At 63.8% G+C, this 12955-nt stretch carries 11 protein-coding genes and 1 pseudogene; 7 read left to right on the forward strand and 5 right to left on the reverse strand.

Translation table 11 applies throughout. From position 1 onward, the window contains the following. Positions 1 to 21: 21 nt before the first annotated feature. Positions 22 to 1224: a pyridoxal phosphate-dependent aminotransferase gene (locus tag GWE18_RS34590; RefSeq protein WP_275190154.1), complete on the reverse strand. Its 1203-nt coding sequence runs from the start codon at positions 1222 to 1224 to the stop codon at positions 22 to 24. A gap of 192 nt (positions 1225 to 1416) precedes the next feature. On the opposite strand from GWE18_RS34590, the gene GWE18_RS34595 reads away from it, so the two are divergent. The 4 genes from GWE18_RS34595 (at position 1417) to GWE18_RS34610 (ending at position 5092) form a co-directional block, all read left to right on the forward strand. Then, entirely contained in the window at positions 1417 to 2637 is a 1221-nt protein-coding gene (locus GWE18_RS34595) for a glycosyltransferase family 87 protein (protein ID WP_275190155.1), read from the forward strand. 192 nt (positions 2638 to 2829) lie between these two features. Beyond that, complete coding sequence (locus tag GWE18_RS34600; protein WP_275190156.1) at positions 2830 to 3483, forward strand: glutathione S-transferase family protein; 654 nt, start codon at positions 2830 to 2832, stop codon at positions 3481 to 3483. A 206-nt stretch (positions 3484 to 3689) separates the two neighbouring features. Then, entirely contained in the window at positions 3690 to 3863 is a 174-nt protein-coding gene (locus GWE18_RS34605; RefSeq protein ID WP_275190157.1) for a hypothetical protein, read from the forward strand. 68 nt (positions 3864 to 3931) lie between these two features. Further along, positions 3932 to 5092 (forward strand): PQQ-dependent sugar dehydrogenase, encoded by a 1161-nt coding sequence (locus GWE18_RS34610; RefSeq protein WP_275190159.1) that lies wholly within the window; start codon positions 3932 to 3934, stop codon positions 5090 to 5092. 21 nt (positions 5093 to 5113) lie between these two features. Here GWE18_RS34610 and GWE18_RS34615 read toward each other — a convergent pair whose 3' ends face one another. Further along, complete coding sequence (locus GWE18_RS34615) at positions 5114 to 5464, reverse strand: DMT family protein (protein WP_275190160.1); 351 nt, start codon at positions 5462 to 5464, stop codon at positions 5114 to 5116. 210 nt (positions 5465 to 5674) lie between these two features. Here GWE18_RS34615 and GWE18_RS34620 point away from each other — a divergent pair. Together GWE18_RS34620 and GWE18_RS34625 are read left to right on the forward strand one after the other, a co-directional pair. Further along, positions 5675 to 6486 (forward strand): annotated as a pseudogene (locus tag GWE18_RS34620) (PAS-domain containing protein). Between the two features lie 288 nt (positions 6487 to 6774). Next, positions 6775 to 7236, forward strand: a complete 462-nt coding sequence (locus GWE18_RS34625; RefSeq protein WP_275190161.1) for a GNAT family N-acetyltransferase — start codon at positions 6775 to 6777, stop codon at positions 7234 to 7236. 33 nt (positions 7237 to 7269) lie between these two features. Here GWE18_RS34625 and GWE18_RS34630 read toward each other — a convergent pair whose 3' ends face one another. Further along, positions 7270 to 8616 (reverse strand): amidohydrolase family protein, encoded by a 1347-nt coding sequence (locus GWE18_RS34630; protein ID WP_275190162.1) that lies wholly within the window; start codon positions 8614 to 8616, stop codon positions 7270 to 7272. Positions 8617 to 9033: 417 nt separating this feature from the next. Between GWE18_RS34630 and GWE18_RS34635 the strand changes: the two genes are divergently transcribed. Then, positions 9034 to 9972: an aldo/keto reductase gene (locus GWE18_RS34635; RefSeq protein WP_275190163.1), complete on the forward strand. Its 939-nt coding sequence runs from the start codon at positions 9034 to 9036 to the stop codon at positions 9970 to 9972. Positions 9973 to 10060: 88 nt separating this feature from the next. Here the strand turns inward: GWE18_RS34635 and GWE18_RS34640 are convergent, their stop codons facing one another. Both GWE18_RS34640 and GWE18_RS34645 read right to left on the reverse strand, forming a co-directional pair. Further along, positions 10061 to 11305, reverse strand: coding sequence for a DUF1501 domain-containing protein (locus GWE18_RS34640; RefSeq protein WP_275190164.1), 1245 nt, complete (start codon positions 11303 to 11305; stop codon positions 10061 to 10063). After that, positions 11302 to 12864, reverse strand: coding sequence for a DUF1800 family protein (locus GWE18_RS34645; protein WP_275190165.1), 1563 nt, complete (start codon positions 12862 to 12864; stop codon positions 11302 to 11304). Before GWE18_RS34645 ends, GWE18_RS34640 begins: the two co-directional genes overlap by 4 nt. Positions 12865 to 12955 lie beyond the last annotated feature (91 nt).

A 12955-nucleotide genomic window follows, 5' to 3' on the forward strand; every position in this document is an offset into this window, starting at 1 on the left:
CAGGCTTCGCTTGAAAACGCTCTATCTCAAATTGCCACAAAAGCGCTGAATGCGCTTGCAGGCGTCTTCGAGGTCGGTGGTTTTGGTCGCGTAGGAAATCCGGAACGCCGGTCCAAGCCCGAACGCGGAACCCTGCACGACGGCGACGCCTTCGCTTTCGAGCAACTCGGTGACGAAGTCCTCGTCATTGGCGATCACCTTGCCTGATGGCGAGGTCTTGCCGATGGTGCCGGCGCAGGACGGATAGACGTAGAATGCACCCTCAGGCCTCGGGCATTCGATGCCCTTGGCCTGGTTCAGCATCGACACCACGAGGTCGCGTCGCTCCTTGAACACCTTGTTGTGCACAGGGATGAAGTCCTGCGGACCGTTCAGCGCTTCGACCGAAGCCCACTGCGCGATAGACGACGGGTTCGAGGTCGACTGCGACTGGATCGTCGACATCGCCTTGATCAGGTCGGCCGGGCCGCCGGCATAACCGATGCGCCAGCCGGTCATGCAATAGGCTTTTGATACGCCGTTCACCGTCAGCGTGCGCTCATACAGTTTCGGCTCGACCTGCGCAGGCGTTGCAAACTGGAAGTCGTCATAGACCAGGTGCTCGTACATGTCGTCGGTCATCACCCAGACATGCGGATGCTTCACCAGTACGTCGGTGATCGCCTTCAACTCGCTGCGCGTGTAGGCGGCGCCGGTCGGGTTCGACGGCGAGCACAGGATGATCCATTTGGTCTTCGGCGTGATCGCCTTTTCCAGATCTTCGGGCCGCAGCTTGAAGCCGCTCGACGCCGGGCACACCACCGGCACCGGCTCGCCGCCGGCGAGCGCCACCATTTCCGGATAGCTGACCCAGTACGGCGCCGGGATGATGACCTCGTCGCCGGGGTTAAGCGTCGCCATCAGCGCGTTGTAGAGCACCTGCTTGCCGCCGGTGCCGACGATGATCTGGTTCGGCTTGTAGGTCAGTCCATTCTCGCGCTGGAACTTGTTGATGATGGCTTCCTTCAGCTCGGGAATGCCGCCGACGTCGGTGTACTTGGTCTTGCCGGCCTCGATGGCGCGGATCGCCGCCAGCTTGATGTTGGCGGGCGTGTCGAAATCCGGCTCGCCGGCGCCGAGGCCGATGACGTTGCGGCCCGCCGCTTTCAGCGCGCGCGCTTTATCCGTGACCGCGATCGTCGCGGACGGCTTCACACGGGCGAGCGAGGCAGACAGGAAGGGCATCATCATCTCCTGGCAAACGTCGTGAACTCTGGATTGCACGACTCTTTCTGATGGGATCGGCGCACCCTAAGACGCTGCGCGCTGCATCGCAAGAAGCTTGGCCGGATTAGGGCCAAACTTTAGGGAACGTTAAAGCCGGCTCGGTACGGTCGGAGCAATACGGCGCAATATTCGCAAAAATCCAGCGGTGAAATGACTCATATCTGGCAAGGGCTGCGATCCGGCGAATGGGTGACGGCGGCGCGCATGCGCGGCTACAGCGTTATCCTGCTCGGCCTCTTCGTCCTGGTGTTTGCCGGATGGATCGCGGTTTCCGATGGCCTCATCAGCAGCAACGGCCAGCCGATCGGCACCGACTTTTCCAATGTCTATGCCGCGGGCACGCTGACCTGGCAGGGCCGCGCTGCAGACGCCTATGCGCCCGCGCTCCAGCATGCGGCGGAGAAGGCAGTGTTCGACGGCCGCGACGTGCCGTTCTACGGCTGGCACTACCCGCCGTTCTTCTTTGCGGTGGCCGTTCTCGTCGCCGCCGTTCCCTATGCCTGGGGCCTGGCGCTCTGGCTGGTCGCGAGTTTTGCCGCATACCTCGCCGCGATCCGCGCCATCCTGCCGCGTCACGAAAACTGGCTGGTCGCGGCCGCCTTCCCGGCCGTGTTCGTCAATGTCGGCCACGGCCAGAACGGATTCCTCACCGCGGCGCTGCTCGGCGGCGCCCTGCACTGGCTCGATCGCCGGCCATGGCTTGCCGGCGTGCTGATAGGGCTGCTGGCCTACAAGCCGCAATTCGGCGTTCTGATTCCGGTTGCACTCCTGGCGGGCGGACGGTGGCGCACGGTCGGCGCGGCTGCCGCTACGGTTGCCACGCTAGTTGCGATCAGCTTCGCCATGCTTGGCAGCGGCATCTGGCAGGCGTTTGCCGACTCCATGAACTTCACGCAGACGGTCGTGCTCGAACAGGGTGGCACCGGCTGGGAGAAGATCCAGTCGATCTTCTCCGCGGTCCGCGCATGCGGCGCGAACGTGCCGACCGCCTATGCGGCGCAGGCCTCGTTGTTCGCCATACTCGCCGCCAGCCTGGCGTGGCTGTGGCACAGCGACGTCGCCTTCGAGCTCAAGGCCGCGGCGCTGGCGTTGGGCTGCCTGCTCGCAACGCCCTACGTGCTCGACTATGACCTCGTGGTGCTAGCGGTCGCGATCGCATTCTTTGTGCGGCATGGCTTGCGCCACGGCTTTCGCGATTTCGAAATCAGCCTGCTCGCCGCGGCATGGATCGTGCCGCTGTTGTCGCGCAGTATCGCCGGCGTCACTTACATCCCCCTCGCGCTGCTCGTGGAGCTGGCCTTTTTTGGGGTGGTGTTGCGACGTGCGGCGCTCGACCGCGTGAGCCATGCGCCCGGCGTCGCGCAAGCGTGATCTTTATTGTTCCGCCGTGTTGATGGAATTATTCTGCGCGCGTGCAGTGCGGTAGAGGTTTTGGACTTTTTCCATTCGGCAGCTCTTGCGACACATTCGTATCGGCATCATTGTTTAGCCGCGTTGCGGCGCGAAAGCTTTCCGCAATTCGCCCGCAGCGCGCGCCCCTCGATCCGAGTGAACCCAACGACGATGTACAAGCTCTATTCGATGCAGCGCTCCGGCAACAGCTACAAGGTTCGCCTTGCGCTGGCGCTGCTCAACGCACCCTATGAAGCAATCGAAGTGGACATTCTCAGAGGCGAAAGCCGCACGCCGGATTTTCTGGAGAAAAATCCCAGCGGACAGGTGCCGCTGCTGGAAGTCGCCGAGGGACGCTACCTCGCCGAGTCCAACGCCATCCTCTGGTATGTTTGCGGCGGCACCTCGCTGGCCCCGGAGTCACGGGTCGAGCGCGCCGAAGCGCTGCAATGGATGTTCTTCGAACAGCACGCGCTCGAGCCCAATATCGGCGCCGCCTATTTCTGGCTGTCGCTGGTCAAGGGCGGCCGCGACCTGCAGACGCATGCGCTGGAGGACTGGATGGAGCGCGGCTATGCCGCGCTGCAGGTGATGGAAAACCATCTCAAGACCCACGCCTATTTCGCCGCAGGGCAACTGACGGTCGCCGATATCGCGCTGTACGGCTACACCCACGTCGCCGACCGCTGCGACTACGATCTGGCAACCTTCCCGGCCATCCGCGCCTGGCTGCGGCGGGTCGAGCAGACCCCTGGTTTCGTGACCATGGACTGGCGCCCGGAGGCCGAGATTGACGACCAGGCCGACATCGCCGCCGGCGCATAACCGCCGCCCGCGCCTGCCAGCCGACATCTCACTTTCGCGCGAGCAGGCCTCCAAAGGTTAACAATAGCGGGAACAACGTTAACCTTTGCCGTTATTCCGCCATTTTCAGCCACCCATCGCCGCAATATTGCCGGTGATCATTGCAAGATTTTCCTGATGACGGGTGAGTCGCGGGTGATTCGTCCCGCGTTACAAGGATTTAGGCCATGACACGGGCACCTGGCACAGTCGGCTTCGAGAGCCGCCGTGCGCCCATCGCTTCCTCCCGATTGCTAGGCGCGATCGCCACCTCGCTCGCGATCGGCACGCTGTCGCTGTGCCTCGTGGTCACCTTGACGGTGCTGTCGATCAAGGCCACCGTCGCGATGCCCATTCCGTGACGGTTGCGGCTTTTTGTTTGCATCATTAGCGAACGCGCGATGATCAGCATCGCGACTGGACGACCAGGATGAAAACACCTGTCGGCCTTGTGACTGCCGCGTTGACGGCAGCGATCCTGCTTGCGGTCTCGTTCCTGATCGCCACCGGCACTCGCGGGGAACAGCCGGCGTTCGACTCGTCGGCGGGCGAACTCGAGGTTCGGACCATCGCAAGGGGCCTTGTCAATCCGTGGGCGCTGGCGTTTCTATCAGATGGAACGATGCTGGTGACCGAGCGTCCGGGCCGCATGCGCATCGTCACGGCGGAAGGACAGGTCTCGCCGCCGCTCAAGGGCGTCCCCGAGGTATGGGCGTCGGGCCAGGGCGGCCTACTCGATGTCGTCATCGACAAAGCCTTCGCGCAGAACAGGACCCTCTATTTTTGTTATGCCGAGCGGACTGAGGGCGGTGGACGCACCGCGATCGCGCGCGCCAAGCTCGACGACGGCAAGGGCCGGCTCGACGACGTCAAGGTCATCTTCCGCCAGCAGGGGCCGTTGTCATCGGGCAATCATTACGGCTGCCGCATCGTGCAGGCGGACGACGGCAATCTGTTCGTCACGCTGGGCGACCACTTCGCCCACCGCGATCAGGCGCAGAGTCTCGGCAATCATCTCGGCAAGGTGATCCGGATCGCGCCCGACGGTTCGGCGCCATCAGGCAATCCATTCGCCGGCCGCGCCGACGCCAAACCGGAGATCTGGAGCTACGGCCATCGCAACGCCCAGTCGCTCGCGATCCATCCCACCACCGGCGAGCTCTGGGAAATCGAGCATGGCCCGCGCGGCGGTGACGAGGTCAATTTGATCGGCAAGGGCAAGAACTATGGCTGGCCGGTGATCGGCTACGGCATCGATTACTCCGGCGCGAAGATCCACAACGCGACGGCCAAGGACGGCATGGAGCAGCCGCTGAAATACTGGGTGCCGTCGATCGCGCCGTCCGGCATGGCCTTCTACACCGGAAAACTGTTTCCGAAATGGAACGGCAGCCTGTTCACCGGCGCATTGCGCAGCGCGATGCTGGTGCGGCTGACGCTGAACGGAAACGCCGTCACCTCGGAGGAACGCCTGCTGCAAAACCTGCACGAGCGTATCAGGGACGTCCGCCAGGGACCGGACGGCGCGCTGTGGCTGCTCACAGATAGTTCGAACGGACGGGTATTGCGGGTGGCGCCGGCCGCGAAATGACGATGATCTGCGCAAAAGCGCTCACCATTTGTGAAAGATCAGAAACGCGCCAAAGGCGATGCAGGCAAAGCCGAGCGCGTGATTCCACGCCAGCGGCTCCTTCAGATAGAGCACCGAGAAGCAGGCGAACACCACCAGCGTGATCACCTCCTGCATGGTCTTGAGCTGCGCCGCCGAGTACACCGCGCTGCCCCAGCGGTTGGCCGGCACCGCCAACCAGTATTCGACGAAGGCGATCCCCCAGCTCGCCAGCACGACCAGGGCCAGCGGGCTCTCCTTGAATTTCAGATGACCGTACCAGGCAAACGTCATGAAGACGTTGGAGGCAAACAGCATCAGGATCGGCAGCAGCGTCGGGGAAACAGTGGGCATCGGTGTGCTCTTGCAAAATGTCGTGCGGATTGATTGACCAGCGGGCTTCGTAACCGGTTTCTCGGGCTTTCGAATATCATTTGATTTCAAAAATGCGAAAGCACGCCGCATCTGTGCAACGCTTTCTTAAGACTGGCGGCAGAAAGGCGTGCACAATCGCAACAATCAGGCATGCTTGCGTCTTATTCCCGGCAAGTGGCGAGAACGGGCATGCAGTTAAACTGGCACGCAATCTCCGGTCCGGCTCTTACGACAGCGACGGCGTTGATCGCCTTCCTCGTCGATCGACATGTCGTTCCCGTCCCCAATCCCGCACCGCTGTTCGTCTGCATCGTCGCCTTTGCCGCCTCCATCGGCGGCATCGCCTCCGGGATGGTCAGTGCCGTCATTGCGGTAGCGTCTTCCGCGCTGTTCTTCCTCAACCACCGCGCCGTGCCCGGTTACGACATGTCGGACCTGGCGCGCATGCTGCTGCTGGCGGCCACCGCCGCCGGCACCGCGCCATCACTGGCTTGCTACGGCAGAAATGGGTCGATGCGTTCGCATGGGAGAAGAAGCATCATGCCACGGCCGAACGCCTGTCGGCCGCGCTCGATCAGGTCGATATCGGCATCGTGCTGCTCGATTCCGATACCCGCGCCGAATTCATCAACCGCGCCTTCCGCGACTATTTTGCTTTGTCCGACGAGCAGGCTGACAGCAAGCCGCCCTTCATCGCGCTGATGTACCACGGCCGCGACACCGGCGCCTGGCAACTGCCGGAGGACGAACTGGGCGCCTTCATCGCCAAGCGCACCGAGATGATAAGGACCGGCGATTCCACGCCGGTCAACATCGATCTCGCCGACGGACAGGTGCTGCGCTTCATCTGCACGGCGCTGCCCGACGGCGGACGCATGCTGAGCTACACGCCGGTCACCGATCTCGTTCGCCACACCGACGATCCGGCCAGCGCCGACTATTACCGCGCGCTACGCGGCAACTATCGCATCCTTGCCCGGCACCTCGGCGCCGCAGAATAGCGGCGGCTCTCTCTCTCAAACCTCGCCCCGCTTGCGGGGAGAGGTCGGATTGCGAAGCAATCCGGGTGAGGGGGTACAGGTCTATCGATAGAGATAATCTCGCGGAGAAAGCCCCTCACCCCGACCCTCCAAGAGCAAGCTTCGCTTGTCTCGACCCCGTGAAGAACGGGGAGAGGGAGAAGAAGCGCGCCACAGCGAAGTTGATGGCTGCCAGGTGCGTCTGTACTAATGAACAGACATCCTTCCGCGTCCCAGACGCGTCATCTCCCATCAAAACGGAAACGCGCAATGTCCGGCGACCTCACCATCCGCTTCGTCACCCGCCCCGACCATGCGCAATGGCTTCCGCTGTGGGAGGGCTACAACGTGTTCTACGGCCGCTCGGGTCCGACCGCGCTGGCGCCCGAGATCACGGCGATGACGTGGGCGCGTTTCTTCGACGCCTACGAGCCCGTGCATGCGCTGGTCGCCGAGAGCGGCGGCGAGCTGCTCGGCCTGACGCACTACCTGTTTCACCGCTCTACGACCGCGATCGAGCCGACCTGCTATCTGCAGGACCTCTTCACCCACGCGGCGGTGCGCGGCAAGGGCGTCGGCCGTGCCTTGATCAACGGCGTGTACGAGCAGGCGAAGCTCGCGGGATGTTCCCGCGTCTATTGGCAGACGCACGAGACCAACCACACCGCGATGCGGCTATACGACAAGGTGGCGGAGCGTTCCGGCTTCGTCGTTTACCGCAAGCTGTTCTGACGTTCGATCGAGCGAAGGATCGATGGAGATTTCTTACCTGGTGAGAGTGTTCTTGTAGATCACGCCGTCCTTCATGATGACCTTGAAGTTCTTCGCAGGATCGGCAATAAGGCCGATCTCTTCCAGCGGATTGCCGTCGACAAGGAGCAGATCGGCGAGCGCGCCCTGCTCTACGACACCGAGCTTTCCCGGATAGGGATTGCGCTTTCCCGACAGCGCCAGCAGCTCGGCGTTTGTCGACGTCGCCATGACCAGCGCTTCGGCGGGCGTGTACCAACGGGTAAGCGAGGCCAGAATTGCCCCTTGTTGTTGCGCCAGCTCGCGGGAGAACAGCACGTCGGTGCCCCACGCCGTCTTAATCTTGTACTTCTTCGCCAACTCGTAGGACTTGGCTATGCCGGGCCAGACCTCATCCGCCTTGGCTCGCTGGACTGAACCCTCGGGAAAACCCAGCCTCAAGGCGTCGGGGAGCGGCTGCTGGCTGAGCCAAACGCCCTTCTCGGCGATCAGCTTGGCGCTAGCTTCGTCCATCAGGGTGCCGTGTTCGATACATTTCACGCCAGTTGCTATAGCCCCCCGGATCGCATTCGGCGTAAAGGCATGCGCGGTGACGTATGTGCCCCAGTTCTCGGCCGCCTCGACCGCGGCGCGCAGTTCGGCCTCGGTGAAGGTGGTCACGTCGATCGGACTGAAGGGTGACGAAACCCCGCCGCCCGCCGTCAACTTGACTTGGGAGGCGCCCTGCATGAGCTGTTCGCGCGCGCGCACGCGCACCTCGTCAGGGCTGTCCGCAACTATAGCGCCACCGATCTGCTCCATGCGGGTGAGCATGCCGCCGATCGTCCGCGGCAGATCGGTTAACTGGCGAAAATCCCCATGGCCGCTCGTAACGGTGATCATGGCGCCGGACGGATAGATACGCGGGCCTTTGACGATGCCCTCGTCGATGGCGCGCTTGAGACCGAACACCGGCCCGCCCACGTCGCGAACGGTGGTGAAGCCGCGCATCAGAGTATCAGTCGCTTCGTCGCCGGCCACGAGATTGTTGAAGCCGACATCACCGAACGCTTGCACCGGCGTCACCCGCGCCAGCATCGCGTGCCAATGATTGTCGATCAGCCCCGGCATCAACGTGCGCCCGCCGCCTTCGATGACGCGCGTGTCGGCGCGGCGGTCGACCGCGATCTGCGCTCGGGAAATTGTTTCGATCAGATTGCCGCGAACCAGCACGTTGGTTGGTTCTGACAGCGACGTTCCCTTGCCGTCGAATATTCTGACGTTGTTGAAGAGCGTTGTTGCGTCGTTGCTCTGCTGGGCTTGCGCCCCACTTGCCGAAAGACCTACCGCACAGACCAGAAGGCGGAGATAGCTGGAGACCATTTGACCCCCCAAGCGCTTTTCGACCCTTGGTCATCCTAGCATAGGCGGCACAACCTGTCTCCTTGCCTCCCGCCGGGCGTATTATTTGAAATCTTTTTGAGACGCCTGAGATTCAAAAATTCATTGCGCCGGAATTGTCAGAGCTGGGGGTTGGCTGGCGACATCGAGCCTGTGGATAAGTCCCCGCGTCACGGCGGCGTAACAAAGCGCGGCTAGGCTGCGCCTGCGTCTGATCAGGCCCCCCGTCTCAGATCACGCGCCCCAAGCGGCCCCCGTCAGTCGCCGCGTCTGGCCGGGGCCGCATTTTTTGTGCCGCATAGCTGCCAAGCGCGAACGCCGGAGGTGCCGCTTCTTGCGGGGCGCAGTGGCGCGGGCCACAATGCGCCTCCTCCCGCGACCATCCCACAGGATCGATCCATGCAAATTCGCAACCTCGGCGGCTCCGGCCTGCGCGTTTCCGCCGTTGGCCTCGGCTGCAACAATTTCGGCCAGCGCACCGATCTGGAAACCTCGCGCAAGGTGATCCACAGGGCGATCGACCTCGGCATCACCCTGTTCGACACCGCCGACATCTATGCGGGCATGGGCGGCTCCGAGACCGTGCTTGGCACCGTGCTCGGCGATCGGCGCAAGGACATCGTGCTGGCGACGAAATATGCCAAACCCATGAGCAATGACGGCACCAAGCAGGGCGCCTCGCGCCGCTACATCATGTCCGCCGTCGAGGCCAGCCTGACGCGGCTGAAAACCGACTACATCGATCTCTACCAGCAGCATGATTACGATCCCTTGACGCCGATGGAAGAGACGCTGCGCGCGCTGGACGACCTCGTCCGCCAGGGCAAGGTCCGCTACATCGGTAATTCGAATTTTCCGGCCTGGCGCATTGCCGAGGCCGAGATGATGGCGCGGCAGATGAACGTCAACCGCTTCGTCTCCTGCCAGGACGAATACAGCCTCGTGGTGCGCGGCATCGAAAGGGATCTGTTGCCGGCCGCGCAGGAATACAGGCTCGGCCTGTTGCCGTTCTTCCCGCTGGCGAGCGGCCTCCTGACCGGCAAATACCAGCGCGGCACCGCGGCCCCCGCCGACACCCGTTTCGCCAAGGCGCCTGCCCTGAAAGACCGCTACGCCACGCCGCGCAACGAAGACATCGTCGAAAAGCTCCAGGCCTTCGCACAGGCCCGCGGCCACACCATGCTCGAACTCGCCTTCTCCTGGCTGGCATCGCGCCCGCAGGTATCGAGCGTCATCGCCGGCGCCACCCGCGTCGAACAGGTCGAGCAGAACGTGAACGCGATCGGCTGGACACTGAGCGCGGAGGAACTGGCGGAAGTGGATCAGATTACGAAGTAGCGGTGTCGTTCCGGGGCGTCCGAAGGACGAACCCAGAACCTCGAGATTCCGGGTTCGCATCTTCGATGCGCCCCGGAATGACGGTGTATCACGCCACCAACCCCTGCATCGGCTTCACGGCGCTGCTGTCCGGGAACACATTCTCCGCCAGCGCGCGTTCCGCCAATCCGAACTGATCCTTCAGCACGCCCTTCATGACCGCGCGCAGATCCGTGGTCGGGGCGAGATCGCGGCCCTGATAGAGATTGGCGGGCTTCAGCCCGGGCCAGTCCGCGATCACACGGCCGCCTTTCACCGCGCCGCCGGCGAGCAGCGTCACCGTGCCGGTGCCGTGGTCGGTGCCCTGCGTGCCGTTGATGCGCGCGGTGCGGCCGAATTCGGTGGCGACCACGATCACGGCGTCGCGCCAGCGCGCCCCCAACCCCGTTTCGAATTCCGCCAGTGCACCGTCGAGGCCGCCGAGCAATTGCGCCAGCCGCCCGACCGGCCCGCCTTCGTTGGCGTGCGTGTCCCAGCCGTCGAAGGCGAGCGCGCCGATGCGGGGACCATCGTCGGCGGCCATCAGCTTTGCGGCGCCGCGCGCCACCAGCCGCATCGCCCCGGCGCCAGTGGTGCCGGGCTTCGGCTTCATATCGTCGCCTTGCGCCGCCTTGTCGAGGGCGAGACCCTGCTTCAACGCGCTCGCCAGCACGGGATCGCGGTGTTGATAAAGTTCGAGGAGCCGCATCGCGGTATCTTCCGCAGCCTGCGGCACTGCGACCGGTGCCCAGCCGACCGTCGGCGCCGCGCCACGCAGCACCAAGGGCGTGGTCGGGCCGACCGCCAGCGCACTCGTCACCCGCTCGCCTTTCGGCAGGCCTTCCAGCGCGCGGTTGAGCCAGCCGGACTGCACCCGGCCGGGACCTGCAAAGCCGCTTTCGAGCACGTCCTGGCCGTCGAAATGCGACCGGTCGCGATAGGACGTCGCCACCGCATGGATCACGGCAGCCTTCTTCTCGCGATACATCCGCGAAAATTCCGGCATCGCCGGATGCAGCGAAAAGAAATTGTCGAGCGGCAAGGCAGCGTTTGGCCCGCTCGACGACAAGGCGATTGCACCATGCAGGCCGGCATAATCGGGATCGCCTGTTGGAGCGACGGTGGCGAGCCCGTCCAGTGCGCCGCGCAGGATGATCACCACCAGCCGCGGATCGCGGCCGTCGGCAGCCCGCGCGAATTTCGGCAAGTATGCCCACGCCGCAAAGGATGCGCCGCCGAGCAATAGCGCGCGTCGCGAAGCGACCGATGATCTCAGGCTTTCGCAGCAATCGCTTATCGTTTCCATGGACGTCATCTCCTCTGGAATTCCGGCGACATCAACAACAGCGCCAGCGCCTGCTGCCGCGATTCCGCGCGCTCGATAGTCCGCCGCGTCTCGGCTGAAGCCGCGTCCGCGGCGACGAGTTCGAGCAGATCGCGCGGATCGACGCCCTCCGCCAGCCGTGAGGCGATCTGCGCGGAAATATCGAGCCGCAGCTTGATGCCTTCCGGCGCCGCCCAGGCCGCGTTGGTATCGGGGAAACCGTTCGGCCCGGCGGGCGCCCATAGCGGCTGGCCCAACGCGTTGAGGCCGTTGAGATAGCGGCCGGGATCGTTTGGTATCTGCGCCAGCAATCGGCCGGACGCGACCAGGAATTCGTAAGGCGAGCGCATCTTGGCGAGCGGCGCCTTCCAGGCCTCGTCGGAATCCACCAGCGCCGTCGCCAGCGCCTTGAGATCGCCGTCGGTTTCCGTGAAGACATCGGCGAGCCGCGTCACCAATGAAGGCGGCGGATCGTCGGCCACGAAATGACGCGCGAACTTGCCGGCGATGAATTTCGCGGTCGACGGATGCCGCGCGATGTCTGCCAGCACCGCCTCGCCTTGCGCCACGCCGGGGGCATCGTAGATTTTTCCCATTACCCGCTGCGCGCCCGGCTGATGCGCGTTGGCATTGAACACGAAGCTGCCCGGCGGGCCCAACTGGCCGAGCCTTCCCGCATAGGTCCAGCCCGTGATGACGTTCGCCAGCGACGTTACGTCCTCCTGAGAATAGCCGCCGCCGACGCCGAGAGCATGCAGCTCCAGAATCTCTCGCGCGAGATTTTCGTTCAGTCCGCGGTTGCGGTTTTTCCCGGCGCGCGAATCCGGGCCCAGCGATTGCTGGTTGTCGAGAAAGAACAGCATCGCCGGATGCTGCTCGACCGCCTTCAGCATGTCAGCGAAGCGCCCGAGCACGTAGGGCCGGATTGCCTCGCGCTCGAACGAGCCGGCCCACATCCGCGCCGGCCCGCCCTTGTTGGCGGAAATGCAGAAATGATTGGACCAGAACACCACCAGCCGCTCGGCAAATCCGCAATCCGCGATGACGGCCCGCTGCAGTCGCGCCAGCGCTTCGGCCCGAAAGGTTTTCTGGATGATATTGAGCGGTGGCGGTGGCGGCTTTGGCGCATTGGGCCGCATCGTCTCGGCTGGCGCCATCGCCGCATCGGGATTTTCCGGCGGCTTCGCCGTCTGTTCCTTGGACGCTTCCTTGGGCGCCATATCCATGGCGATGCTGTTCAGCGAAAGGTTCCGCCGTTGCGCTTTCGTATCCGGCGACGGTTGACTTTCGGGCGCTGGTGGCGCCGACTTGGCGGCTGCGTCGCGGGCCTGCTGAATCTCGAACTGATAGTCGAACACGGCCTTGCCGAGCGCCGGGGTAGACTGCAACCCCGGCACTTCGAGCAGCACGCCGTTGGCCCGAGTAAGCTCCGCCTTGACGAAGCCGCGCGGATCGGATGCCGCATTGAGAAAATCGCCCGAAGCCCCGCCACGCGCACCGAAACCGAAACGATTGAGCGCAACGAGGGCGGCTTGCGAATCGCGGGCCATCGGATTTCCCTTGAGTTCTTCCCGGGCATATAATGGCTGCGGAGTATAACGCGCCTCAGTGTGAACCCGAGATTAATTCCACGTCAGGATG

Source organism: Bradyrhizobium sp. CSA112 (genome assembly GCF_029051645.1).
Taxonomy (GTDB): Bacteria; Pseudomonadota; Alphaproteobacteria; order Rhizobiales; family Xanthobacteraceae; genus Bradyrhizobium.